This window comes from Pseudoalteromonas sp. DY56-GL79 (genome assembly GCF_041414765.1).
Classification (GTDB): domain Bacteria; phylum Pseudomonadota; class Gammaproteobacteria; order Enterobacterales; family Alteromonadaceae; genus Pseudoalteromonas; species Pseudoalteromonas piscicida.
Genome location: NZ_JANHZS010000015.1, coordinates 64,930 through 91,653 on the forward strand (window position 1 = coordinate 64,930; position 26,724 = coordinate 91,653).

The 26,724-nt window shown below is 44.2% G+C and carries 24 protein-coding genes; 10 read left to right on the forward strand and 14 right to left on the reverse strand.

Annotation, left to right across the window (positions count from 1 at the left end):
* Positions 1-4: 4 nt before the first annotated feature.
* Complete coding sequence (locus tag NO992_RS12315) at positions 5-925, forward strand: histone deacetylase family protein (RefSeq protein WP_010374136.1); 921 nt, start codon at positions 5-7, stop codon at positions 923-925.
* Here the strand turns inward: NO992_RS12315 and NO992_RS12320 are convergent.
* On the reverse strand, positions 922-1,221 hold the full coding sequence (locus tag NO992_RS12320; protein ID WP_010374135.1) for a DUF4144 family protein: 300 nt from the start codon (positions 1,219-1,221) through the stop codon (positions 922-924). The genes NO992_RS12315 and NO992_RS12320 overlap by 4 nt on opposite strands.
* Positions 1,222-1,297: 76 nt before the next feature.
* On the opposite strand from NO992_RS12320, the gene NO992_RS12325 reads away from it, so the two are divergent.
* Positions 1,298-3,814 carry an EAL domain-containing protein gene (locus NO992_RS12325; protein ID WP_371377514.1) on the forward strand — a complete coding sequence of 839 codons (2,517 nt, stop codon included), beginning with the start codon at positions 1,298-1,300 and terminating at the stop codon, positions 3,812-3,814.
* Here NO992_RS12325 and NO992_RS12330 read toward each other — a convergent pair.
* The 12 genes from NO992_RS12330 to rsmD all read right to left on the reverse strand — a co-directional run bounded on the left by NO992_RS12330 (position 3,787) and on the right by rsmD (position 16,651).
* Positions 3,787-4,608, reverse strand: a complete 822-nt coding sequence (locus NO992_RS12330) for a DUF2797 domain-containing protein (RefSeq protein WP_010374130.1) — start codon at positions 4,606-4,608, stop codon at positions 3,787-3,789. The two genes, NO992_RS12325 and NO992_RS12330, sit on opposite strands and share 28 nt — an antisense overlap.
* Positions 4,609-4,722: 114 nt before the next feature.
* The gene (gene purD, locus NO992_RS12335) at positions 4,723-6,006 is read right to left on the reverse strand and encodes a phosphoribosylamine--glycine ligase (protein ID WP_010374128.1); all 1,284 of its coding nucleotides are present in this window, start codon (positions 6,004-6,006) and stop codon (positions 4,723-4,725) included.
* A 15-nt stretch (positions 6,007-6,021) separates the two neighbouring features.
* Positions 6,022-6,858 (reverse strand): class I SAM-dependent methyltransferase, encoded by an 837-nt coding sequence (locus NO992_RS12340; RefSeq protein ID WP_010374126.1) that lies wholly within the window; start codon positions 6,856-6,858, stop codon positions 6,022-6,024.
* A 100-nt stretch (positions 6,859-6,958) separates the two neighbouring features.
* Positions 6,959-8,545: a bifunctional phosphoribosylaminoimidazolecarboxamide formyltransferase/IMP cyclohydrolase gene (gene purH, locus NO992_RS12345; protein WP_010374124.1), complete on the reverse strand. Its 1,587-nt coding sequence runs from the start codon at positions 8,543-8,545 to the stop codon at positions 6,959-6,961.
* 211 nt (positions 8,546-8,756) lie between these two features.
* Positions 8,757-9,047, reverse strand: a complete 291-nt coding sequence (gene fis / locus NO992_RS12350; protein ID WP_010374122.1) for a DNA-binding transcriptional regulator Fis — start codon at positions 9,045-9,047, stop codon at positions 8,757-8,759.
* A gap of 45 nt (positions 9,048-9,092) precedes the next feature.
* Positions 9,093-10,058, reverse strand: coding sequence for a tRNA dihydrouridine synthase DusB (gene dusB, locus NO992_RS12355; RefSeq protein WP_045962649.1), 966 nt, complete (start codon positions 10,056-10,058; stop codon positions 9,093-9,095).
* Between the two features lie 303 nt (positions 10,059-10,361).
* Positions 10,362-11,234, reverse strand: a complete 873-nt coding sequence (prmA, locus tag NO992_RS12360) for a 50S ribosomal protein L11 methyltransferase (protein ID WP_045962651.1) — start codon at positions 11,232-11,234, stop codon at positions 10,362-10,364.
* Between the two features lie 74 nt (positions 11,235-11,308).
* On the reverse strand, positions 11,309-13,159 hold the full coding sequence (rpoD, locus tag NO992_RS12365; protein ID WP_010374116.1) for an RNA polymerase sigma factor RpoD: 1,851 nt from the start codon (positions 13,157-13,159) through the stop codon (positions 11,309-11,311).
* A gap of 121 nt (positions 13,160-13,280) precedes the next feature.
* The gene (gene dnaG, locus NO992_RS12370) at positions 13,281-15,020 is read right to left on the reverse strand and encodes a DNA primase (RefSeq protein WP_017218469.1); all 1,740 of its coding nucleotides are present in this window, start codon (positions 15,018-15,020) and stop codon (positions 13,281-13,283) included.
* Between the two features lie 177 nt (positions 15,021-15,197).
* Positions 15,198-15,644: a GatB/YqeY domain-containing protein gene (locus NO992_RS12375; RefSeq protein ID WP_371377521.1), complete on the reverse strand. Its 447-nt coding sequence runs from the start codon at positions 15,642-15,644 to the stop codon at positions 15,198-15,200.
* Between the two features lie 20 nt (positions 15,645-15,664).
* The gene (gene rpsU / locus NO992_RS12380) at positions 15,665-15,880 is read right to left on the reverse strand and encodes a 30S ribosomal protein S21 (protein WP_010362466.1); all 216 of its coding nucleotides are present in this window, start codon (positions 15,878-15,880) and stop codon (positions 15,665-15,667) included.
* A 186-nt stretch (positions 15,881-16,066) separates the two neighbouring features.
* Entirely contained in the window at positions 16,067-16,651 is a 585-nt protein-coding gene (gene rsmD / locus NO992_RS12385) for a 16S rRNA (guanine(966)-N(2))-methyltransferase RsmD (protein WP_010374109.1), read from the reverse strand.
* Between the two features lie 262 nt (positions 16,652-16,913).
* On the opposite strand from rsmD, the gene ftsY reads away from it, so the two are divergent.
* The 7 genes from ftsY to NO992_RS12420 all read left to right on the forward strand — a co-directional run bounded on the left by ftsY (position 16,914) and on the right by NO992_RS12420 (position 24,770).
* Entirely contained in the window at positions 16,914-19,097 is a 2,184-nt protein-coding gene (gene ftsY / locus NO992_RS12390; RefSeq protein ID WP_371377525.1) for a signal recognition particle-docking protein FtsY, read from the forward strand.
* Positions 19,098-19,210: 113 nt separating this feature from the next.
* Positions 19,211-19,888, forward strand: coding sequence for a cell division ATP-binding protein FtsE (gene ftsE, locus NO992_RS12395; RefSeq protein WP_371377528.1), 678 nt, complete (start codon positions 19,211-19,213; stop codon positions 19,886-19,888).
* On the forward strand, positions 19,885-20,871 hold the full coding sequence (gene ftsX / locus NO992_RS12400; protein WP_010374104.1) for a permease-like cell division protein FtsX: 987 nt from the start codon (positions 19,885-19,887) through the stop codon (positions 20,869-20,871). Before ftsE ends, ftsX begins: the two co-directional genes overlap by 4 nt.
* A gap of 298 nt (positions 20,872-21,169) precedes the next feature.
* Positions 21,170-22,027, forward strand: a complete 858-nt coding sequence (gene rpoH, locus NO992_RS12405) for an RNA polymerase sigma factor RpoH (protein WP_010374102.1) — start codon at positions 21,170-21,172, stop codon at positions 22,025-22,027.
* Positions 22,028-22,221: 194 nt separating this feature from the next.
* Positions 22,222-22,935, forward strand: coding sequence for a 1-acylglycerol-3-phosphate O-acyltransferase (locus tag NO992_RS12410; protein ID WP_010374100.1), 714 nt, complete (start codon positions 22,222-22,224; stop codon positions 22,933-22,935).
* A complete protein-coding gene (rraB, locus tag NO992_RS12415) occupies positions 22,935-23,270 on the forward strand; it encodes a ribonuclease E inhibitor RraB (RefSeq protein WP_010374098.1) in 336 nt (111 codons plus the stop codon). Before NO992_RS12410 ends, rraB begins: the two co-directional genes overlap by 1 nt.
* Positions 23,271-23,495: 225 nt before the next feature.
* Complete coding sequence (locus NO992_RS12420; protein ID WP_371377532.1) at positions 23,496-24,770, forward strand: HD-GYP domain-containing protein; 1,275 nt, start codon at positions 23,496-23,498, stop codon at positions 24,768-24,770.
* Here the strand turns inward: NO992_RS12420 and NO992_RS12425 are convergent.
* Positions 24,767-25,084, reverse strand: coding sequence for a hypothetical protein (locus NO992_RS12425; RefSeq protein WP_010374094.1), 318 nt, complete (start codon positions 25,082-25,084; stop codon positions 24,767-24,769). The two genes, NO992_RS12420 and NO992_RS12425, sit on opposite strands and share 4 nt — an antisense overlap.
* A gap of 373 nt (positions 25,085-25,457) precedes the next feature.
* On the opposite strand from NO992_RS12425, the gene NO992_RS12430 reads away from it, so the two are divergent.
* On the forward strand, positions 25,458-26,714 hold the full coding sequence (locus NO992_RS12430; protein WP_371377535.1) for an outer membrane protein transport protein: 1,257 nt from the start codon (positions 25,458-25,460) through the stop codon (positions 26,712-26,714).
* Positions 26,715-26,724 lie beyond the last annotated feature (10 nt).

Consider the following 26,724-nt stretch of genomic DNA (forward strand, 5'->3'; position numbering starts at 1 on the left):
CGTTATGCGTACTGCAATTATTACTCATCCATATTGCCGCAAGCATAAAATGACCGAGGAACATCCTGAGTGTCCTGCGAGGTTAGATGCGATATCAGACAGGTTGCTAGCGTCTGGACTTGATATCGCCATTGAGCACAAAACGGCGCTGAAAGCCGATACCTCACACTATGCATTGGTTCATGATCAAGCCATGATCAAAGAAGTAATGGATAAAATCCCTAATGAAGGGTTAACCGAGTTAGACGGCGACACTTGGCTTTGTCCTGATTCTATGAAAGCGATTGAACGCGCTGTCGGCGCAGGAATACTTGCGGTGGACGAAGTGGTTGCAGGTAAACTTGATGCTGCATTTTGTTCTGTTAGACCTCCTGGGCACCACGCCAATCAAAGTACTTCATCGGGGTTTTGTGTCTTTAATAATGTTGCCATTGCTGCCGCTTATGCCAAGACAAAGGGCGTAGAGCGGGTGGCTATATTAGACATCGATGTACATCATGGTAATGGCACACAAGATATTTTCAAAGACGATCATAGCGTGTTACTTTGCTCTTTGTTTCAACACCCTTTTTATCCAAATACCGCGATTGAGAATCATCAAACACTTATCAATTCCCCGTTGAGTGCGGGAGCGGATGGCACAGACTTAAAAGCCTTGGTGGAGCAGCAATGGTTACCTAAGCTGCAATCATTTAAACCTCAGCTCATTTTTATCAGTGCAGGGTTTGATGGTCATTTAGAAGATGATATGGGTGGGCTCAAGTTTGTTGAACAAGATTACCAGTGGTTTACTGAGCAAGTGGTTGAGTTTGCAAACTCATCGGACTGTTTGGGGATTATTTCCTACTTAGAAGGGGGCTATGATCTTTCTTCTTTAGGCCGCAGCGCCGTGACACATATCAAAGCGCTGGTTGAAGCCGGTTAGCTTAGACTTAATAAATCAAAAGCCTGCTGAGTATTTCTCAGTTGGATTTTGCTCACACAACACTGGCCTTCGTCAACGAGATATTGTTGCACTAATTCGGTTAAATATTTCAACTCAATACATTGCACAGGTGCACCTTGTACGTTGCTACAGCAATCGTTTGTGTATACTAGAATTACACGTTTGAGTGACGCATCATCGAGCAGATGCGTTGCATCTCTTAGTGCTTTTTCATCTTCGATAAACTCTATACTTTGGTCCAATACCAGCAATAAAGGATAGGTTTTTATCGCCATAATTTGTTCTTGGTCAAGTTATCAAAAGTGTCGCCCAGTATACTTCAAATTGGAATAATATTGCGAGAGTGTGCTTATGGTTGGTGATTCACGTCAGTTACAGATCAAAGAAGTATTTACCAATAGCTTGTTATGTTGCGATGAGCAAACCAGTCTATATGATGCGGTTGCGCAAATGCGAGCGAGCAGAGTGAGCTCGATCTTTATTACCCGTGCCGATGACATTATTGGTATCTGGACTGAGTCGGATTGCGTTAAGCTCAACTTTAACGATCCTGATTTTTCCCAGGTGCCGATCCGGGAAGTGATGACTACACCGGTGCAAAAAATTCAAATAGATAAAACCTTGAGTGAGGCGACGGTCAAGTTCCACCAACTAGGGATCCGTCACTTACTTGTGGTGGACCAGGATAATCTGCCTTGTGGTGTGGTCTCTTTATCCGATATTGTGCGCAGCCAAGGGCTCGACCATTATTTGCATTTTAGACCAATTGAGCAACACTTTGACTCGAGCATTGTGATTTTAGACAGTGAAGACTGCGTCTCTGATGTTATCAATAATATGCGTGAGCTTAAGCTTACCGCTGTGCTGGTGTATAACCGTGAATTAAATGAGTATGGCATTATTACTCAGCGTGATATTGCGTACATTATTCTCAACCCTGATTGGCGTCAGCCTTGCTGGCAATTAGCTAGCTATCCAATGCTTTCCATGACGCCAAAAGACAGCCTATTCGATGCTTACCGGCTGATGACGGTAAACTCCATTCGTCATTTGGTGGTGACTTCTCCAGACTCGCAACAAGTGATAGGGCTATTAGCGCTCAAAAATGTCCTGACTGAAATCGAAACTGCGTATTGTAGCGAGCTGGAAAAAGTCCTAGTACAACGTGATATTGCACTGCAAAAATCGGAGAAGAATCTTTATCTAGCAAACCGCATCATTGATGCTTCTCTCGATGGTATCATGATCACCAAAAGTTCAGGTGAAATAATCCAGATCAACCCCGCGTTTAGTGCGCTTACTGGCTACAAAGATTATGAAGTACTAGGGAAAAACCCCAGCATATTGAGCTCTGGGCTACATGATGAATGCTATTATCAGAGCATGTGGAAAACGCTCAGAGAAACTGGTGTGTGGCAGGGTGAGATCTGCAACCGCAAAAAGAGCGGTGAGATTTATGTTGAATGGCTCACGATTATTGAGATCAGAGAGCCGTACAGTGACGACATGCTCTACGCGGCCATTTTTAGTGACATTACGGAGCGCAAAAATGCTGAAGAAAAAATTGCTCGCTTAGCTTATTTTGATGAATTGACTGGGCTGCCTAATCGCCGCTTATTTTACGACAGACTCTCTATGGCATTGGCATCAGCGCACCGCTATAAACAAAAACTCAGTGTGATGTTTATAGATTTAGACCGCTTTAAGGAAGTGAATGACTCTCTTGGTCACAGCGCCGGAGATGAGTTATTGGTACAGGTTAGTGAGCGGATAAAGTCTATTCTGAACGAAGGTGACACGCTAGCGCGACTTGGGGGCGACGAATTTGTTGTGCTTCTGAGCGAAGTGAATGGTATGTCGGAGGTCATTGAGTTTGCTGACCAAATGTTGATGGCACTATCGAGCCCCTTTCAACTTGGTGATATGCAGGTGGCAGCGACGGCCTCGATGGGGGCTGCTATTTATCCCGAAGATGGTCATGACACGGAAACATTGCTTAAACACGCCGATGTTGCGATGTATCGCTCCAAAGAAGTAGGGCGCAACTCCTTCCAATTATTCGAAGCTTCGATGAATGCACGCTCATTTGAGCGCTTATCCATGCTAAGCCGTTTTCAGAATGCCTTAGAAAATGATGAATTTGAACTGCATTTTCAACCCTTGCAGTGCTTAACCAGCAGTCGTATTTCCAGTGTTGAGTGTTTGCTGCGATGGCGCGACCCAAATCTTGGGATGATCTCGCCGGCTCAATTTATTCCATTAGCAGAGGAGCTTGGGCTTATTATTCGTTTAGATCAGTGGGTAATAGATAAAGCCTGTCAGCACTTGGCTAAATGGCAACGCGCCGGTGTTGATATTAGGCGCTTGGCGATTAATATCTCGGCGTCTCATGTCACTCAAGGCGACCTTTATCAATGTGTTGCGCAGGCATTAAAGAAGCACAACGTCGACGGCAAATATCTTGAGCTTGAGCTTACCGAAAATAGCTTTATCGGTAATCTGCTTGAGGCTAAGTACACCTTGAAAAAACTCAAGGAGCTGGGTGTAAAACTGGCGATTGATGACTTTGGTACAGGGTATTCTGCGCTCAGTTACTTGGCTAAACTGCCCATCGATATCCTAAAAATAGATGCTAGTTTTATTGCTAAAGTGCCCGATGAATATGGCAACAGCGAAATTGTTTCGGCAATTGTGGCGATGGCTAAGGCATTAAACCTGCAAGTTGTAGCTGAGGGCGTTGAAAAGCCTGTACAGAAACGTTACCTGCGCAAGCTAGGTTGTCATACAATCCAAGGTTACGTCTTCTGTAAGCCACTTACAGAAGACGATTGGCATGCATTTTATTCGTCAGAGAAGGTAATTTCGTAAGAAGTAAACTTACGAATATTGATCACGCCATTATCAAAAATAAGATATTGGCCTTTGATCCCTTCAAGCACGCCTGATACTACAGGGTCTTTATCAAAGTTAAACGAGCTGATTTTACTCGGGTGCTGCTCTACAGGGAAAGTGAGATCAACTACTTCCTCGTCCAGCACTTCAATGGCGGTTGCACCAAAGAGTTCAGCAAGTTCGTCGAGCTTTGTTTGGATCTCGGGAATAAGCTTAGCGGCTTCTGCTTTGAGGTCAATTTCAGGATTGATGCCTTTGAGCATATTGCGCCAGTTAGTCTTATCGGCAATAAACTGAGCCAGTGCCACTTCCACTAATCCTGACTGGTGACGGGTCTGCACCTTAAAAATCGGCAGTGCTTGCGTTGCGCCTTGATCTACCCAACGCGTTGGGATCTGCGTGTGACGAGTGATCCCAACTTTAAGACCTGAGGTATTGGCCAAATACACATAGTGCGGGATCATACAGTTCTCTTCGCCCCATTGGGGTTCACGACAGGTGCCTTGATCATAGTGGCAGGTCTCTGGCTTCATAATGCACATGTCGCAGCTAGCGAGTTTTCTCATACACACGAAACAGTGGCCTTGCGAATAGCTCTTTTTGGTTTTTTTACCACAGCTACTGCAAAATATATTGCCGGTGAAGGTAAGGGTAACTGGTTTTCCAAAGTAATCGTTGAGCGATACTAAGTTATCACCCACGGGTAATTGATATTGAATAGGTTCAACAAGCGCTGACTTTAACTTGCTGAGTGTACCTTGTACTTGCATCTTTGCCCCTAAAAATGCTCATAAAAGGGTAGGATACCATTACAAACTTAGAAACGCAGTGTGTAAAAATGAAAAAGGCCAGCGTCGGGCTGGCCTTGCAAAGCTTAACGTGAATTAGCTTTCGCGTGCGATTGCACGATATGCGATATCTGTGCGGTATTCTACGCCATCCCAGTGAATGTCTTTCACTAGAGAGTAGGCGCGTTTTTGCGCTTCCGTTACTGTGTGGCCAAGGGCCGTCGCACACAATACTCGACCACCAGCAGTGACTACATGCTCGCCATCTTGCTTAGTACCAGCATGGAACACTTTTTCACCTTCAGGATAGTTCACTTGAAGACCTGAAATAGCGTCACCCTTAGGGTAGTTCCCTGGGTAGCCACTAGCTGCAAGCACAACACCAACAGCCGCTCGCGGATCAAATTCAATCGATGTTTGATCAAGCTCTTCACGGTTTGCCGCTTCAATCAGCTCAACTAAATCAGATTGGAGACGTAACATGATAGGTTGTGTTTCTGGGTCACCAAAGCGGCAGTTATACTCGATAACTTTTGGTGTGCCGTCTGCTGTGATCATCAAACCAGCGTATAGGAAACCTGTATAAGGGTGACCTTCTTTCGCCATACCGTCAACCGTTGGATTGATCACTTCGGCCATGATGCGATCATGAATGTCTGGCGTGACTACAGGAGCTGGAGAGTATGCACCCATACCACCTGTATTTGGGCCTTTATCACCATCGTATGCACGTTTGTGATCTTGGCTGGTGGCAAAAGGAAGTACATTTTTGCCGTCAACCATGACGATGAAAGAGGCTTCTTCACCCTCTAAAAACTCTTCGATAACCACACGGCTGCCCGCTTCGCCAAAAGCATTACCTGCAAGCATATCGCGGATAGCTTCTTCCGCTTCCGCTTCGGTCATTGCCACGATGACCCCTTTACCAGCAGCAAGACCATCAGCCTTAACGACGATAGGTGCACCTTGCGCTTTCAAGTAGGCAAGCGCAGGCTCAATTTCTTCAAACGTTTGATAAGCCGCTGTTGGAATATCGTGACGTGCTAAAAAGTCTTTAGTAAACGACTTTGAACCTTCCAACTGTGCTGCCGCTTGAGTAGGTCCAAAAATAGCTAAGCCTTCGTCACGGAAACGGTCAACTACACCGATAACTAGTGGCGCTTCAGGGCCAACAATGGTTAATTGCACATTGTTTTCTTTAGCGAAGACGACTAAGGCATCGATATCTTCAACGCCGATAGCCACGTTTTCGAGTTTAGGCTCAAGCGCAGTACCAGCGTTACCAGGTGCTACAAAAACTGTTTTTACAGATGGGTTTTGTGCGGCTTTGAACGCAAGCGCATGCTCACGTCCACCGCTGCCAATGACTAGTACATTCATGGCGAAATTTTCCTATTAAAGCTTTTTGAATTTTAAGGTCATGCGGTCGCTTTCCCCAATCGCTTTATATTGCGCTGCTTTTTCATCACCCAGCGCTAAGCGAGGTGGCAGAGTCCAGACGCCTTTTGGATGATTGGCGCTGTCTAGCGGGTTGGCGTTAATGTCGCTGCTTGCAACTAATTCAAACCCAGCTTGCTTGGCGATATCAACAACATAACTTTGCTTCATATAACCTGACGACTTTTGATCTTCAAGTTGGCGGTGCTCAGGCAGACGGTGTTCAACCACACCTAAAATGCCACCAGGTTTCAGTGCCTTATTAAACGCGTTGAACGCGCTAAGTACACCTTCATCCCCTTTACCCATGTACCAGTTATGCACGTTACGGAAGGTAAGTACCACGTCTGCACTGCCTTGTGGCGCAATATTACTGTGTGTCACTGGTGCAAATTCGGTGATCTTTACTTCACTATAGTCTGGGTTGGTTGCTACTTTGTCTTTGTAGCCTTTTAATGAGCGTTGATAGTAGCCAACATCTGAATCAGCAGGGAAGTGCGCTGCATAATAGGTGCCTTGACCTTTAACCAGCGGCGCTAAAATCTCGCTATACCAACCACCACCAGGTGCAATTTCTACCACGGTCATTGATGGCTCAATGCCAAAAAAAGCAAGCGTTTCACTTGGGTGGCGATATTGGTCTCGGGCTCTGTTTTTCTCAGCTCGATTGTCGCTAGCAACGGCTTTTGCAATCGCGCTTGGTACAGCTTGGCTGGAGTTGGATTCTGTCGCGTTACAGCCCACTAAAGTGGTAAATACTGCCGCAGCGATAAGAGATTTCATACCTAGATTCATCGTTAGCTTCCTTCATTCTGTTATGATTATGCTGTAGCCAGAATACTGGAAATTAGCTGAAACAAAAAGCGCGAAACTCATAAGTTTCGCGCTTTATTGATTAATGGCGGAAGTGGCGCATGCCGGTAAACACCATTGCCATTCCTGCTTCATCAGCGGCGGCAATCACCTCTTCATCACGCATTGAACCACCCGGCTGGATAACTGCGGTAATACCCGCAGCTGCAGCTGCGTCAATGCCATCACGGAATGGGAAGAACGCATCAGATGCCATCACAGAACCTGGTACTTCTAGGTTTTCATCGGCGGCTTTGATCCCCGCGATTTTTGCAGAGTATACGCGGCTCATTTGGCCTGCGCCTACACCAATAGTCATCCCATCACGGGCGTAAACAATCGCGTTAGACTTAACAAATTTAGCGACTTTCCAGCAGAACAGTAGATCTTTTAGTTCTTGTTCTGTAGGTTGACGTTTCGAAACCACCTTAAGGTCGTCCAAACCAACCATACCTTGGTCACGATCTTGTACTAAGATACCGCCATTAACACGCTTAATATCAGTACCAGTGGTTTTGTTTGACCACTGGCCACATTCTAGTAAACGTACATTTTGCTTCGCAGCAACGATTTGTGCGGCTTCTTCTGATACGCTCGGTGCGATGATAACTTCAACAAACTGACGTGCTACAATGGCTTCCGCCGTGTCGCCGTCTAGCTCTCGGTTAAAGGCGATGATACCACCGAAGGCAGAAGTTGGGTCGGTCTTAAATGCGCGGTCATAGGCGGCAAGAATATTGTCATCAACAGCAACACCACAAGGGTTTGCGTGTTTTACGATAACACAAGCCGGCTTATCAAATTCTTTAACACACTCAAGTGCTGCATCGGTATCAGCGATATTGTTATAAGACAGCGCTTTACCTTGAAGTTGTTTAGCCGTCGCGACGGATGCTTCTTCAATGTTGTTTTCAACATAGAAAGCAGCGTCTTGATGCGAGTTTTCACCGTAGCGCATATCTTGCTTCTTAGTGAATTGCATATTGATAGTGCGAGGAAATTTGGTTTCCTCTGCTGCTTCTTCCGTATAATCCGGAACCATTTTACCGAAGTAGTTGGCAATCATGCCGTCATACTGTGCGGTATGCTCGTAGGCCGCAATAGCTAGGTCGAAACGTGTCTTGTATGTTGTAGAGCCAGAGTTCGCCTTCATTTCTTCAATAACACGGCTGTAGTCACTCGCATTTACAATAATGGTCACGTCTTTGTGGTTCTTAGCCGCAGCACGAACCATTGTTGGACCACCAATATCGATATTTTCGATTGCATCTTCTAGGCTACAGTCAGCTTTCGCAACAGTTTGTGCGAAGGGGTATAAGTTGACTACTACCATATCGATTGCTGAAATATTGTTTTCAGTCATGACGTCTTCGTCTTGACCGCGACGTCCTAAGATACCGCCGTGCACTTTTGGGTGAAGCGTTTTAACGCGACCATCCATGATTTCTGGGTGGCCAGTGTAATCAGATACTTCTGTTACTTTAATGCCGTTGTCTGCAAGTAGTTTGCAAGTACCGCCAGTTGATAAAATTTCTACGCCTTGAGCTGCAAGTGCTGTGGCGAATTCAACGATACCGGTTTTATCTGACACGCTTAGTAGGGCGCGACGAATTGGACGATGTATATCCATGATGGTTCAGGTTTCCTCAATGATTAGTTAAGGGCTAGCTTAGAAAGCCGGTATTTTAGCGCATTATTGTTAAGATGACGATGTTAAAAGGCGAGATAAACATGAGAAAAGTGCGATATGAAAAGGATAAATGTCCGCTAGCTGCTGAATTTTAAACAATAAAAAAGCACCCGGAGGTGCTTTTTTATCAACTAAATTTTACCAGCAGTGCTTAGTTCATGCCGTATTTTTTTAGCTTCTTGCGAAGTGTGCCACGGTTGATACCTAAAAGGATCGCTGCACGAGTCTGGTTACCACGAGTATAAGTCATAACCTCTTCTAGTAGAGGCGCTTCAAGCTCAGAAAGAACTAACTCATAAACGTCTTGTACGTCTTGACCATTAAGCTGCTTTAGGTAGTGATGTACAGCTTTTTTAACTGCATCGCGCAAAGGTTGCGGTTTCTCTTGTGACTGAACATGAGCGTTAGTAATAAATGGAGAAGTCACATTTTGTTCGAACATCGTTATGTCTCTTTCTTAGTTAGCCTGAAGGATGAATAAATTCATTCACCCTAATGTTTCAAAATAGTCTTCTAATGCCTCGATTTGCGCTTCTGGCGTCTCCAAGGCATTGAATACTCGCCTAAATTGACCTTCTTGGTCATGGGCCTGCAAATACCAAGATACATGCTTGCGTGCGATGCGCGCTCCCATTGGCTCACCATAGAATTGATGAAGGTTTACTAAGTGCTCCATCAATATTGCTCGAACCTCTGCTATTTCAGGTTCTGGCAAATGTTCACCGGTTCGCAAATAGTGGTCTATTTCTCGGAAAATCCAAGGACGACCTTGGGCGGCTCGACCAATCATAATGGCATCTGCGCCCGTGTATTCCAGCACCTGCTTCGCTTTTTCAGGAGACGTAATGTCACCGTTTGCTACCACAGGAATAGATACTGAACGTTTAATTTCTCTGATCGTGGCATATTCAGCTTCGCCTTTATACATACATGCTCTTGTACGGCCATGCACGGCTAGCGAAGCAATGCCTCGACGTTCAGCTATGCGAGCAATCTCAACACCGTTACGATTGTCTGTGTCCCATCCTGTACGGATTTTTAACGACACAGGTACGTCAACGGCAGCAACCACAGCGGTTACGATTTCGTCAACCAACTCTGGATATTGCAACAATGCTGAGCCTGCAAGCTTCTTGTTCACTTTCTTAGCGGGGCAGCCCATATTGATATCTATGATCTGCGCACCGTTTGCGACATTAAATTGTGCTGCTTGCGCCATCAACTCAGGATCTGCTCCTGCGATTTGTACCGAGCGAATGCCCGATTCACCGCTGTGATCCATGCGATTTTGCGACTTATCGGTTTTCCACACTTTTGGATTTGAAGACAACATTTCTGATACCGCAAGCCCAGCACCTAGACGTCGACACAGTTGTCGAAACGGTCTGTCGGTGATCCCAGCCATTGGTGCTACGATAAGATTGTTTTCAAGTTGGTATGGACCAATACGCACTACAGTTTAATCCGCCTTACCTCAAGGGGCGCTAAGTTTACGGTTTTTTTCGCAAAAATCAAAGGTTATAAATTGAACATAATTGCTTTTTTTTTGAACTTTATGGGTTGACATTTGATAACAACCTGAGAGCCCAGATAATTTGCACGAAATTTATGCAAAAACAATTTTAAAGGTACAATTTGAGCCGAAAATTTAAGCTGTGAAAAATGCGTAAAGCCTGTTAATTACAGGCTTTACCAGTTAAAACTTACTAACTTTCATTGACTCGCTGATACTTTTGTCAGCGTTACGTTAGCAGCCTTATTTTTTCACACCGCTGACGCGCGTCCATTCACCCTGTTGGGCAATGTTGTCTAGCTTTAAAAATGGTGCGTAAACATCCGCAACGGATTGCGCTTGCTCTTCTAAAATACCAGACATAGCGATGGCGCCTTTGTCGCCCAAGAAGCCGAGAATGATTTCGTGTAGCTCTCTCAGCGGCTGTGCAAGAATATTAGCAACAACGATATCAGCACTGAATTGCGGCTGGTTTTCAGGTAAATACACTTCTAGTTTATCTGCGACGCCATTACGCTCGGCATTATCGCGGCTTGCGATCAGCGCTTGTGGATCGATATCAATACCAATCACACGCTCAGCGCCTAATTTGATTGCTGCAATGCCTAAAATCCCAGAGCCACAGCCAAAATCAACGACCGTTTTGCCACTGAGGTCTTGTTGTTCTAGCCATTGCAGGCAAAGTGCGGTTGTCGCATGAGTACCAGTACCAAATGCAAGGCCTGGATCTAGTAACACATTGACGGCATTGGGATCTGGCACATCACGCCAGCTTGGGCAGATCCATAATCTCTCGCCAAACTTAATTGGGTGGAAATTATCCATCCACTCGCGTTCCCAGTCTTTGTCTTCTAGCTGTTCAAGCTTGTAGTTTAACGGCTTGTCATAATGTGACTGGACAAAGTCAACGACTGCTTGCATATCATGGTTTGCTTCAAATAAACCGATCACGGTTGTCTCAGGCCATAAGATGACTTCGCCAGGTTTTGGTTCGTAAACGGGATTGTTTTTACTATCCATGAATGTGACAGACGGACAACCGACATCCATAAGCATATCGCTTAAAGTATCGGCATCGGCTTTATCTGAATAAATTCGGATTTGGATCCAAGCCATGTGTGTATACCTATTTAATCCAATTAATATAAAAAAGGCCGCTGAATAGCGGCCTTAATCTTATTTGCTACTTTTTAGCCCTTAACGTCTAAAAAGCTCTTTAATAGATCTGAGCGAGAAGGGTGGCGCAGCTTACGTAGCGCTTTAGCTTCAATCTGACGAATACGCTCACGTGTTACATCAAACTGTTTACCCACTTCCTCTAATGTGTGGTCTGTATTCATATCGATACCGAAACGCATACGTAGTACTTTAGCCTCACGAGCGGTAAGACCTGCCAGCACTTCGTTGGTCGCGCCACGAAGACTTTCCATCGTTGCTGAATCAATCGGCGACTCGATAGTAGTGTCTTCGATAAAGTCACCAAGATGTGAATCTTCATCATCACCAATAGGCGTCTCCATTGAGATCGGCTCTTTGGCGATTTTTAACACTTTGCGGATCTTGTCTTCAGGCATCATCATACGTTCTGCCAATTCTTCAGGACTTGGCTCACGGCCCATTTCCTGCAGCATTTGACGAGAAATACGATTCAGCTTGTTGATTGTTTCAATCATATGTACTGGAATACGGATAGTTCTTGCCTGATCCGCAATTGAGCGAGTAATCGCCTGACGGATCCACCAAGTTGCGTATGTTGAAAACTTATAACCACGACGGTATTCAAATTTATCAACCGCTTTCATCAGACCGATGTTACCTTCTTGGATCAGATCCAAGAACTGCAGACCGCGGTTGGTATACTTTTTAGCGATTGAAATTACAAGACGTAAGTTCGCTTCAACCATTTCTTTCTTCGCACGGCGAGCTTTTGCTTCACCAATACTCATGCGACGGTTGATGTCTTTAATACGCTCAATGCTAAGACCTGTGCTATCTTCAAACGCTTTAAGCTTGTTAACACAACGCTCTATTTCAGGTTTTACTTCAGCAAGTTTTGCTGAGTGTTTTTCACCTGATGCAATTTCAGCATCGATCCATGCGGTATCGGTTTCATTGTTAGCAAAGTGCTTAACGAAAACCTTTTTCGGTACCTTAGCAATCTGAACTGCTTGTTTCATGATGATACGTTCTTGAACACGCACTTTATCCATCATGTCGCGCATGTTGTTTACCATGCGGTCGAATTGCTTAGGAACTAACTTGAAAGTACGGAAGTGATCGCCGATTTCCTGAATTGCAGCTTTCGCATCTGGGTGCGAGCGACCTTTACTTTCAAAAATTTCTCGCGCTTTATTGTACAGCGTACGAAGTTGTTCAAAATGCTCACGAGCTTCTTCAGGATCTGGACCTGAATCGCCTTCTTCTGAGTCATCATCGTCATCATCTTCATCATCATCTTCGTCATCTAAGTCTTCATCACTTAGCTCAGAACCGATGTGTGTTGCTGAAATTGGCGCTTCGTCTTCCTCGATAGCATTAGGATCAAAGAAACCAGAAACAATGTCGCTTAGGCGCATTTCTTCTGCTTCGTACTTGTCCCATTGCTCTAGCAGGTAAGTAATAGCTTCAGGGTATTCTGCAACAGAAATCTGTACTTGGTTGATCCCTTCTTCAATACGCTTAGCGATTTGGATTTCGCCTTCACGAGTTAGAAGTTCAACCGTACCCATTTCACGCATATACATACGAACAGGGTCAGTTGTGCGGCCAATTTCTTTTTCTACTGTTGCTAATGCCGCAGCCGCTGCTTCCGCAGCATCCTCATCTGTTGTTGTTTCTTGCATCATCAACTCATCAGCATCAGGCGCATTTTCAGAGACCTGAATACCCATGTCGTTGATCATGCTGATGATATCTTCTACCTGATCTGAGTCTATGATGTCTTGTGGAAGATGATCGTTAACTTCTGCAAAAGTTAAATAACCTTGCTCTTTACCTTTCTGAATCAGAAGTTTGAGTTGTGACTGAGGAGATTGATCCATAGAGAAATTTGCTTCCACTCTGAAAAGTTGATACAACAGGCGCCAGCTATTTAACAGCTAAATTTTGATGACGCAGTGAATAGAACATTATAGCACCGAAAATTGCTATTGACTAGAACTTCTACTGTTTAAGCGCTTGGGTAAGGAGTGCGCATTCTAGCCGCTCATCATTTGTTAGGCCTTCGGTTTTCTCCTTTATTAATAGGGTCTCTAGGCGATAATTTAAACACTGATCTTCAATAAATTGAAAAGTATTTTTAAATTCGTCTTCTAGCCTATCTTCAGCAACGCCATGTTGCCACACCGCAAGCTTTTTCAAGGCATCGAATTCAGCTTGGTCGCGATAATGTTCAAGTAACTGCGCTGTATTTATTTGCGGGTTATCGTGACATAACATTTGTAAGCTCAGCAGCAGTTGAATACCAGGGATCGCCATTTCACCGAGTTCAGGCATATACTCAACCGTTTGCGCAAGCTGTGGATGTTGGAGCAGTAAGCCAATCGCTCGACGCATCGGCGTGACTTTAAATTGGCGCTCAATTTTATTTTGCTGTTTGTTACTTGCTAATTTAGCACTAAGCTGCTCACGAGTACGACCAATTAACCTGGCTAAGGTGGTTAACAAACTCTCTTGGTAGTAGTCACTGGGTATTTTGCTGATCAGTGGAATGGCATCGGTAAGCAGCTTGGATTTGCCTGCATCATTTGTAAGATCGCATTGCTCACGTAATTTGGTAAACAATACTTGCGTGTAATCGCTTGCTGTTTCCAGCCGTGCTTCAAAGGCATCTTTGCCTTCTTGCTGTACCAATGAGTCTGGATCTTCACCATCAGGTAAAAAGACAAACTGTAGAGACTTACCGTCTTTTAAGTTAGGTAAAGCATGGTCAAGTGCACGCCAAGCTGCATCGCGGCCAGCTCTATCACCGTCGTAGCAGCAGATCACTCTGTCGGTATTACGAAACAAAGTTTGCATGTGTTCAGCTGTGGTTGCAGTGCCTAATGCGGCAACGGCGTAATCAATGCCTTTTTCTGCTAAGGCAACGACGTCCATATAACCTTCCACAATCAAGACTTTATCTAATTGCTTATGGGCCTGTTTAGCTTCATAAAAACCATAAAGCTCGAAACTTTTATGGAAAATGCGTGTTTCAGGCGAGTTTAGATATTTTGGGCCTTGATCTGCACCCATTATCCTTCCGCCAAATGCGATGACACGACCGCGTTTATCACGAATAGGGAACATCAAGCGATCGCGGAAGAAGTCAAATTGACGGCCAGCTGACTTTTCTGATGCTAATTTCAAATCGAGCAGCTGTTGTTTGTGCTCAGGCTTGCGGGCTATTTGATTACACAATGACTCCCACTCAGGTGGTGCATAACCAATCATAAACTTTTGGACAGTTTCGCCACTCAGTCCGCGCCCTTTTACGTAGTCAATTACTTGAGTGGCATTGCTATGGTGTTTTAACTGGTGCTGATAAAACTTAGCGGCTTGGAGCATTAAGTCATAGTCAGACTTTTTTTCTTCCATTGAACGCTGTGGCCCTTGCGGGGCATTTTCGCGTGGTACTTCTAAGTTTAATAGGGCGGCTAATTCTTCAATAGCATCGACAAACTCAAGCTTATCGTATTCCATTAAGAAGGATATCGCGTTGCCATTAGCACCACAGCCGAAGCAATGGTAAAACTGTTTATCACGTGACACGGTAAATGAAGGTGTTTTCTCATTGTGAAATGGACAGCAGGCTTGATAGTCTTTTCCTGCCTTTTTCAATCCCACACGACCGTCTATGAGCTCGACAATGTCCGCTCTTGCGAGCAAGTCATCAATAAACTGTCTAGGGATTTTGCCTTTCATTTATGTTCCGAAGTTGTACTAGTGAGTGAGCGCATTATATCAAGTAGCAACGAGAAAAAATCAACTTAATTCAAGTGAGATATTTTATCAGTACTGCATTGGTACACATGACGCCTAAAACGAAGAAACCGAGCACTAGGCTCGGTTCACTTATCAATCATACAATTGTATGTGGGCTTAAGCGGTAAGTCTTTGCTTAATTAAACCAGAGACTTTACCCATATCAGCGCGACCTTCAGCTTCTGCTTTAATCGCACCCATTACTTTGCCCATGTCTTGCATGCCTGACGCACCAGTTTGTGCAATCACGGCATCAATTAGCTCGACAATTTCATCTTCGCTAAGTGGCTTAGGAAGGAATGTCTCAAGTACGCTAATTTCGTTAGCTTCGATATCAGCTAAGTCTTCACGCCCTGCATCTTTATACTGGGTATAAGAATCGCGACGCTGCTTAACCAACTTAACTAAAACCGCAGTAATGCCTACGTCGTCTAGTGTAGTTTGGTTGTCGATTTCTCGCTGTTTAATTTCAGCAAGTACCGCACGAATCGCGCCAAGACGAAGTTTCTCTTTGGCTTTCATCGCTTCTTTTTGCGCGTCTTTTAGCGTAACTAATAAGCTCATTGATACAAGACCAATACTGATTAGTATAATTTAACGCGACGTGCGTTTTCGCGAGAAAGCTTCTTCATGTGACGCTTAACCGCTGCAGCTTTTTTGCGCTTACGCTCAGCAGTTGGCTTCTCGTAGTGCTCGCGACGACGAACTTCAGAAAGGATACCTGCTTTTTCACATGAACGTTTGAAACGACGTAGTGCAACGTCAAACGGCTCGTTTTCTCTTACTTTAATTACTGGCATTAAAAATTCACCTACCTAATTAATGAGCTTAGCTCTATCTGGCTAAAAACTAGCCAATTGGTTCAAAAATGGTGCGGTATTGTAATCTGAAGCAAGACCGCATGTAAAGCCTAAATTATAGCTAAAAACACCAGCCCTGTCATGTCATACGCTAACGGCTGTTTTTTCATTCTTTATGAGGGAATTTCAGCGTTGATAAAGGCGGCAGATCACTTGTCCTGCATGCTTTTCTTTAATCACTTGCCAATTTTCTGGTGTGTCAGGTTGTGCCTCTTGTTCAAATTCAACATAGATGAGTGCGTCTTCGCTGAGCCAAGATTGTGACTCAAGTAAGTCACAACAAGGAGTCACAAGCCCTTTGCGAAAGGGTGGGTCAATAAAAACCAAGTCATATTGTTGTTGCTTTAGGTTATTTGCTAGCATGGTTAACGCGTCGGTATTAATGATTTCAACGTTATCCAGTTTGAGTAAAGTTGCATTGTTGCTAAGCTGTGTCGCCGCGGTTTTATCCAGTTCGATAAAGGTTCCGCTTGCTGCAAAGCGTGAAATCGCCTCAAATCCTAGACTGCCAGCACCGGCAAAGCAATCGAGTACTTTTGCGTCTCTTACGTCCTGCATGAGCCAATTAAAAACGGTTTCTTTCATTCTATCTGTTGTTGGTCTTAATCCCACAACATCATGAACTGGTAACTTGCGACCTTTATGCTTACCACTGATCAGGCGGATGAAACCAGACTGTTTGGTATTTGACTTAGGCTTAGATTTTCTCATAGCGACGTAATTTGCTTCTTTATTAAAGGTTCTTGGTGTCAGGATTTTTCATCCTTACGGAACATGGTACACTTGCACGCAATTTTGTCTAAGCACTAAGGTTGCCATCCTCGGCTTGCCTTTCGAGCCCAAAATTAAGTGTGATATCAATCCAAGTAAAAGCAATAAGCTGATGCGGATTGGCGTTTTCGAGTATGGTAGCAAGATCATCAACATTTTGCTTTGGGTTTATGCAATTTATCTAACACGGTCATAAGTGAATATGGGAAAGAAAAACAAATTTTTATCTTGGTTGGGCTTTGGTAAATCCGATAAAGAGCAACAAGAAGCTGAGCGCCAAGAACAGTTGGCAAAAGAACAAGCTGAGCGTGAAGAAGCAGAACGTCAGGCACAATTAGCAAAAGAGCAAGCTGAGCGTGAAGAGGCAGAACGTCAGGAACAATTAGCAAAAGAACAAGCTGAGCGTGAAGAAGCAGAACGTCAGGCACAGTTAGCGAAAGAACAGGCTGAGCGTGAGGAAGCAGAACGTCAGGCACAACTTGCGAAAGAACAAGCTGAGCGTGAGGAAGCAGCACGCCAAGAACAGTTAGCGAAAGAGCAAGCCGAGCGTGAAGAGGCAGAACGTCAGGCACAATTAGCGAAAGAGCAAGCCGAGCGTGAGGAAGCAGAACACCAAGAACAGTTAGCCAAAGAGCAAGCCGAGCGTGAAGAGGCAGAACACCAAGAACAGTTAGCCAAAGAGCAAGCCGAGCGTGAAGAAGCGGAACGTCAGGCGCAGTTGGCTAAAGAACAAGTTGAGCGTGAAGAGGCAGAACGTCAGGCGCAATTAGCAAAAGAACAAGATGAGCGTGAAGAGGCAGAACGCCAGGCGCAATTAGCGAAAGAACAAGCTGAGCGTGAAGAAGCAGAACGTCAGGCGCAATTAGCCAAAGAACAAGCTGAGCGTGAAGAGGCAGAGCGTCAGGCACAATTAGCGAAAGAACAAGCTGAGCGTGAGGAAGCGGAACGTCTGGCACAGTTAGCAAAAGAGCAAGCCGAGCGTGAGGAAGCAGAACGCCAAGCACAATTAGCAAAAGAGCAAGCTGAGCGTGAAGAGGCGGAGCGTCAGGCACAATTAGCCAAAGAGCAAGCTGAGCGTGAGGAAGCAGAACGTCAGGCGCAATTAGCGAAAGAACAAGCCGAGCGTGAAGAAGCGGAACGTCAGGCACAATTAGCAAAAGAGCAAGCCGAGCGTGAAGAAGCGGAACGTCAGACACAATTAGCGAAAGAACAAGCTGAGCGTGAAGAAGCAGAACGTCAGGCTCAATTAGCAAAAGAGGAAGCCGAGCGTGAGGAAGCAGAACGTCAGGCGCAATTAGCGAAAGAACAAGCTGAGCGTGAGGAAGCAGAACGTCAAGCAAAATTAGCTCAAGAACAAGCCGAGCGTGAAGAGGCAGAACGTCAGGCACAATTAGCAAAAGAGCAAGCCGAGCATGAAGAAGCTGAACGTCAGGATCAATTAGCTCAAGAACAAGAAAAGCCGAAAAAAGAAGGTTTCTTCTCCCGTCTTAAAAAAGGCTTGTTGAAAACCAAAGCCAATATCGGCTCAGGCTTTGCGTCGGTATTCAAAGGCAAGAAAATCGATGATGAGTTGTTCGAAGATCTAGAAACGCAATTGCTAACGGCTGATATTGGTGTTGAAACCACAATGAAGCTGATAGATAACCTGACTGATGCTGCTGATAGAAAGCAGTTAAAAGACGGTGAAGCTTTATATGACCTAATGAAAAAAGAAATGTCAGAGATCTTAAATACGGCAGAGCAACCGCTTGAGATCCCTGCCGATAAGAAACCTTTTGTTATCTTAATGGTTGGCGTAAATGGCGTTGGTAAAACGACAACAATCGGTAAGCTTGCCAAACAGTTTCAAAGCGAAGGTAAATCCGTCATGTTGGCGGCTGGCGATACTTTCCGCGCGGCTGCGGTAGAGCAGTTGCAGGTATGGGGTGAAAGAAATAGTATCCCTGTTGTTGCCCAGCACACAGGTGCTGATTCTGCGTCGGTGGTATTTGATGCCTTCCAAGCCGCTAAAGCGAGAAATATCGATGTATTAATAGCGGATACAGCGGGTCGATTACAAAATAAAGATAACCTAATGCAAGAGCTTGAGAAGATTGCTCGAGTAATGAAAAAGTTAGACCCAGACGCGCCACATGAAGTGATGTTGACGATTGATGCCGGAACTGGTCAGAATGCGATTAGTCAGGTAAAACTGTTTAATCAAGCGGTTGGCTTAACTGGTATCACGTTAACTAAGCTTGATGGTACAGCCAAAGGTGGGGTTATCTTTGCTGTGGCGGATCAGTTTAAGGTGCCAATTCGATATATAGGTGTAGGTGAAGGCATTGATGACTTACGCACCTTTAAGAGTGATGATTTTATCGAGGCATTGTTCAGTCAAGAATAAATAGAGACATCAGTTGCAATAAAGCGGGCAAATTTGCCCGCTTTATTCGATTGCCGAATTGCTACAATGCCACGGACTGAGTGTCATGGTTAAAATAAGTATAAGAGGCCAACATGATTAAATTTGAGCAAGTGAGCAAAACTTATCCTGGTGGGCACAAAGCGCTGGAAAAAGTGAGCTTTGAACTTGCAAATGGAGAACTCGCATTTTTAACCGGCCACAGTGGCGCTGGTAAAAGTACATTATTAAAGTTGGTTAGCGTGATGGAAAGGCCATCAGCAGGCCGTGTCTACATTAATGGTGTCGATCTCAATACGGTATCTAACCGGCAAGTTCCTTTTGTTCGCCGAGATATTGGGATTATTTTTCAAAACCACCGCCTACTTGAACGTTACAGCGTATTTGATAACGTCGCACTACCTCTAGTTATTGAAGGTACTCACCATAAACAGATCACCAAAAGAGTACATGCCGCTTTGGACAAGGTGGGTTTGCTTGATAAAGCAAAGTGCCATCCGAGTGTGTTATCTGGAGGTGAACAGCAACGTGTTGGCATAGCAAGAGCGATTGTTAACTCGCCGCCTTTGCTGCTTGCAGACGAACCTACAGGAAACTTAGACCCAGAACTATCGATGGAAATTCTGAACCTATTTGAAGAATTTAATCGCCGTGGTACATCCGTTCTTATCGCGACTCATGATTTGGGGTTAATAGCACGCATGAAATACCGTAGCTTCACGCTTAATCAAGGACGGATGCTACAAGATCCGCTAGCGGAGGACATGTTATGAGTTTGCTGTTTAAAGGACGAGGAAATCAGGCTGAACAGAGTAAAAAGTCGGTATTTCATCATTTTTACTTTTTTTGTTTGATGATTATTCGTCAAGGTGTACAGAGTCTTGGGGAAATGTGGCGTACGCCAATGGCCTCTTTAATGACTATTCTAGTTTTGGGACTCAGCCTGACATTGCCCGCGACGCTTTATGTGGTAGTGAAAAATGTACAGCAGGTAAGTAGCGGGTTTAAAGAGGCATCTGAAATATCATTGTTCGTTAAAGATGAAATGACAGAAGCACAGACACAAACCTTGGTGAAGCGGCTTGCACTCTATCCAGAAATAGAAAAAGTAGTACTGATAAGTAAAAGCCAAGCTTTGGATGAATTTAAGTCAATGTCAGGCTTTGGTCAGGCGCTTAACTATTTAGAAGAAAACCCGCTGCCTAATGTTGTGCTGGTAACGCCTGTTAGTCGTTTTAGAAAACCACAAGCTGCAACAGAGCTTCTCACTAAACTTGAAAAAGAGCGCGAGGTCGAGTTTGGTAAGCTGGATATTGAATGGCTAGAGCGCCTAAATGCACTACTGGGGTTACTAAAAGAAAGTGTGATCACCGTGGGGTTTCTATTGCTTAGCGCCGTTATCTTGATTATTGGAAATACCATACGCTTATCCATCATGGACAAGAAAGAAGAAATCCAAGTGCTAAAACTGGTGGGAGCGACCAATACCTTTATTCAGGCTCCGTTTCTTTGGACTGGTGTATGGTATGGCATAGTCGGTGGTTTGGTTGCCTTTATCTGTGTAGCTCTTATGTTGTGGTGGCTGGAGTCAGCCGTATCTACGGTTGTTGGGGTATATCAAAGCAACTTTGTGCTTCAGGGAATGGCAGGGAATGAACTTTTAGTGCTACTTGGCACTGCGATTACCTTAGGGTTTGTAGGCTCTTTTCTTTCTGTACACCGTTATATCAAAGAGATTGAACCTGAAAAGGTATGATTTAACGCTACAAACACCAATCGACTGCTAAAGTGTAGCAGTCGATTGCCAATTACTATCAGATTTTAGCACTCAAACAATCAGAACTAATTAAATTTAGCACTGTCATAAAAAAATAATATCGTAAAAAGAAGCCTAGTTAATTCAATATTTTCATTATTATTCAGTAGGTTACATTTTGTTTTTGAAGTTCTTCTAAAAAGGTTGATTTTAAAAATCAGATAAAGTAGATTGCATTTAGCACTCTAGATGTTAGAGTGCTAAATATACACGAAACGGTTTATCACTGAGGTGAAACATGACTAAAGATTTATACGCATTAGCACTAACTGGGCAGCAAAGCGCAAGTGTTGAAGGTTACCTTCAATCTGTAAGCACAATACCTATGCTTGGCGCTGAGGAAGAGAAAAAACTTGCGACACGTCTTCAGGAAGAAGGGGATCTTAACGCGGCTAAGCAACTCATTATGTCTCATTTGAGATTCGTTGCTCACATCGCAAAAAGTTATTCGGGCTATGGCCTACCTCAGGCTGACTTGATCCAAGAAGGTAATATTGGATTGATGAAAGCAGTAAAGCGTTTTGACCCAAGCGTGGGTGTGCGCCTTGTTTCTTTTGCGGTACATTGGATCAAAGCAGAAATCCATGAATATGTATTAAAAAACTGGCGTATTGTTAAAGTTGCGACGACAAAAGCGCAGCGTAAATTATTCTTCAATCTGCGCAAAAATAAAAAGCGTTTAGGTTGGTTTAACCAAGACGAAGTGACAACGGTTGCAAACGAGCTTGGTGTAAGTGAGAAAGAAGTTCGCGAGATGGAGTCTCGTATGGCAGGCCAAGATATGGGCTTTGACCTATCTGCTGATGATGACGAAAGCCAAGCGGGTAACTTCTCTCCAGTACAGTATTTAACAGACACAAGTAGTGACCTTGCCGAAGAAGTTGAGCAAGAGCAGTGGCAAGAGCAGTCACATAATCGCCTATTTGCAGCACTGAAAACGCTTGATGAGCGTTCTCAAGATATCGTAAGTGCACGTTGGCTTGCTGACGAAAAGGCAACGCTACAAGATTTAGCTGAGAAATACAGCGTGTCGGCTGAGCGTGTACGCCAGCTAGAAAAGTCAGCAATGAAAAAGCTGCAAAACGCAATGAGCTAAATTTTGCAAAAATGATAAATCGTGTGTCAAATGCCGCTACTCAGCGGCATTTTTATTTTCTATAAACAGATCAGCACCTTAACTCTCATACCTAGAGACTCATCTGGCAATCTCAAAACTATCATCATTTTGAGCTTACAAGTGTTCGCTTATTTTACTATAATGCGCGAGATTTTAATTCTGGAGTGGTTAAATTGATTGCCATTATACGAATTCTCTTATTAGCAGTGTTTATCATTGTTAGTGGTATTTGCGGATTGTTATTGTGTATTGTGCGCCCTTTTCATGCTAACAATGTGCACACGATAGCCAAATGGTATGGCTATATGTCAAAGTTGATAGGCGTTGAGTTGGTTATTACACAGCATGAAAATGCCAAGCATGTTGTCCCCGCGATGTATGTTGCAAATCACCAAAATAATTATGATCTCTTTACGCTGCCGGCCGTGGTGCCAAAAAACACCGTCAGCATGGGGAAAAAAAGCTTAAAGTGGATCCCGTTCTTTGGGCAAATGTATTGGCTATCTGGCAACATTTTGATTGATAGAGCTAATCGTTCTAAAGCCTTAGGTACACTGACCAAATCAGCAAAAAAAATCACCGAGTCAAAACTATCGGTTTGGATGTTCCCTGAAGGAACCAGAAGCTATGGCCGCGGTTTGTTACCATTTAAAACCGGGGCATTTCACACTGCGATGAGTGCCAATGTGCCTATCATCCCAGTATGTATGAGTTCAACGCATGAGCAGATAAAGCTCAATCGTTGGAATAATGGTAAGGTCTATATCGACATACTAGAGCCAGAATATTTAGACCCAGAAGTGCCAGCAAGGGATCACGCTGCTCAGATCCATGCTAAAATGGCTCAAAGAATAGCTGAACTAGATGCAAAAGCGAGATTAAAATAATGGAAAACTGGCGTGAGATAAGTGAAGATATCGTTTCTTCATTGCTAGAAGACGGTTCAAACCCTGAAACCCTTTATGAAGTAGAACATCACTTTGTAAGTGAGGATTTTGACAAGCTGGAAGCAGCAGCATTAGCGGCATTTAAATTGGGCTATGATGTTGAAGAGCCAGCAGAGCTTGAACTCGAAGACGGCGGCAAAATTTGGGGCTTCGATGTTGTTGTAGAAGCCGAACTGGATACCGACGTTATCATGGAAGACGTAGACAAGTTAGAAAAGGTTGCATTAGACGCTGGCGTTGAATACGACGGCTGGGGAACTTATTTCCAAGAATAGCAATCGTATAAAACCCAGCATGTATACGGTGTTGGGTTTCCCCTCCTGGAACATTTCACAAATACCTAAAAATAGATCACTTAATTCAGCAAATTGGTATAACAAACGTTTTTTAGTGGTTGTAATTTCACCATACCTTTGTGTGAATTTAATCTGAATAGATGGTGTTTCACCTCATTCAATGGTATTAATATTCATTGGCTAACTACGTAGTGTAAGCGATTCATGCAGATTGTCCTCCCCATCGAAGATCTTAGACCAGGAATGTTTGTAGATAATGTTCACAAGCATAAGTCTGACGCGGGCATTAAGATCAAATCTAGGGGAATGGTCAGAGATGAAGCCATCATTCAAAAGCTGATTGATAAAGGGGTACTGGAGCTCACCATCGACTTTACGCAGAGCGATATTCCTGTACCACAGAAATACCAGCAGCCAGCAGAACCGGTCACTGAAGCGCCACAAGCCCCTGAAGAACCTGTCGCCAAAAATGGCATGGATGGCAGTCTTTCCACCACTCGCAGCAAGCCAAAACCCAAAACCAAAACGGTGAGTAAAGAACAAACTTTGCAGCAAGAATTTGCGGTTGCGATGCAAAAGTTTGAAAAAAATAACCGTCAGATCCAAAGCCTCTATGGAGATGTTACATCGGGTTTGAAGGTCGATATGAGCCTCATTAATGAGGTAAGTAAAGACATCGTAGATTCGGTATTGCGTAATTCAAATGCGATGGCGATTTTAACTCGGATCAAAGACAAAGATGCCTACAATTGGCGTCATATGACCAACTGCGCAATTCTGATCACCGTATTTGCCAAGCACCTCGGTTTGCAACATCACATTATTGAACAGTTAGCCATGGGGGCGATGTTGCATGACATTGGTCACGCTAAGTTACCGCAGGGGCTGATCAATAAGCCGGGCAATTTTACCGATCTTGAGTATCGTGCAGTCAAAAAGCATGTGGCACAGTCGTTGGGGTTGAGTAAAGGAGAGTCAGGGATCACGCCTATCATGCTGGACATGATCATCAACCATCATGAGCGCTTAGATGGTACAGGCTATCCCAGAGGGATTAAAGACGATGCACTCAGCACCGCGGCTAGAATGATGGCGATTGTGGATGTATACGACGCCATAACCTCAGATCAGCACCACAAAGAGGCTGATGAGCCTATTAATGCATTACGCTTTTTATTGTCGAGTAAAAAGCAATTTGATCCTATTTTAGTGCAGCGTTTTATTAAGTGTATGGGGGTTCACCCCGTAGGGACTATTGTTAAACTGACCAACGAGCGATTAGGATTGGTACTCGAAGGCAATAAACATGCGCCCACCGCGCCTCTTGTACGTGTGTTTTACAATACCAAACATCTCCACCATGTTACGGCAAAAGATTTGGATTTAAGCGAGTCAGACATCAAAGTGATCGCAAGTGTTAGGCCGCTTGATTATCAAATTAACCTCTCACGACTGCTAAGAGATCAATTATTGATTTAAGGTTTGGATTGCGCGACTGGAAAGAAAGCGTTTTTACAGCGTCTTTTGAGATTTTGCCATCTAGCAGAGAGCATTGCGCCAGTCATACAGCTCGCCATCATTAGTATCCACAGTAATGTTCCCTTTTCAGAATGTAACGCCGCACAGCTTAGCAGCAGTGATAGCAACGCTGCGACAATAGCTCCTAGCCAGTACTGACTGACCGGGTTATCACACTCTCCCGCGTGACGACAGGCACAGTAGTTTGCTTTACACAGGCAATATACGCTGAGACCGCAAAATACCAATGCGCAAACGATTAATGCTATCGACATGTTGTTCTCCTTGGCACGATTAGCACACAGAATGACTCATACTCAGATTGAAGAGTGTATATAAGGGATGAAGGCACGTCAATGATATTGGTAATTATTATCATTTGATAGTTCATCTCATCCGATGAGTTTATAAAGTGCGTAATTTGTTCGTTATATGTTCACTTAATCAACGAAAAGTCGCAAAAAAGGAGATTTCTACTCCACTTTTAGGTAGGGTGTCATGAATTTATTATTCTGCCAATTTGGTGGGTGTGTGGCATAGCTGGATATTGGCTAGGTGAGCAAGGTCAAAGTGAGGCTACGCAGTGTTACTCGAATTGGTTTTTTTAACCATTACTCAGGAAATGGTTAGTTCACAGGGGATTAGAGTATGAACAAAGTATTATTAGGTCTTATCGCATCAGGTGCGATTTTATCGTCATCACAAGCACTAGCTGCCGCCTTCCAACTTGCGGAACAAAACGTATCTGGCCTTGGTCGTGCTTATGCGGGTGAAGCATCTGCAGCCGACGATGCGTCAGTGGTTGCACGTAACCCAGCATTGATGGGTAAGCTATCAGGCACGCAATTATCAGTAGCAGCTATGTATGTTCAACCGGACGTAAGCCTGACGGGAACAGGTACTAGCAATGGTATCCCTGCATCAGCGTTAAATGACAACAGCATCGCGCCAAGTGCTATTATTCCTGCTATTTATGCAACACACAAATATAATGACCAATGGTCGATTGGTGCAGGTATCTATTCACAGTTTGGCCTATCTACAGAATTCGATAAGGATTATGTTGCTGGCCAAATCGCGGGTGAAACTGAAATTAAGACCGTTAACTTAGGTATTTCTGCTGCTTACCAAATTGATGAGCAATGGAGCGTAGCGTTTGGTATTAATGAAGTTTATGCCGATGCTAAAATCGTCCGTAACCTTGGCGCGACAACGACAGGTTTGCCTGCAAGTACTCAAGCGGTACATTTAGAAGGTGACGATTATGGCTTTGGTTGGAACTTGGGTGTTGCTTATCAAATCGATGAAAACAACCTAATCGGCTTCCATTACCGTAGTGAAACAGATATCACATTTGATGGCCACTTTAGCAACGACTTACCAGCAGCGATTGGCGGCTTGAATGGCGCGTCACTACCAGGTTCAGTAGATGTAACGTTACCTGCGATTGCTGAGATCTCAGGTTCTCATAAACTAAACCAAGAAACCTCACTACACTACAGCGTACTTTGGACCGGCTGGAATAGTTTTGATGAACTGGAAGCTGTAGTTGGTAACTCAGGTTCAGTATTCACTAAAGAAGAGAATTTCTCTAATTCATTACGTTTTGCAGTTGGTGCTGACTATCAGCTTAGTAATGCGGTGAAACTACGTGCAGGTATGGCGTATGATGAATCACCAGCGGATGAAAACCATCTGTCTATCTCAATTCCTGATACAGACCGTACTTGGTACTCATTTGGTGCGGAGTATACACTTGCTAACCAAGCAACTGTAGATTTCGGGATCAGTGTTTTAAGAGGTAAAACACAAACTTTCACTGAAGCTGACAGATTCAGTGAGTGGGGCTATCGCTCTAAAGGCCATGCGATGATCTTTGGTCTTCAGTATAACCACAAATTCTAATTGTGAGAGA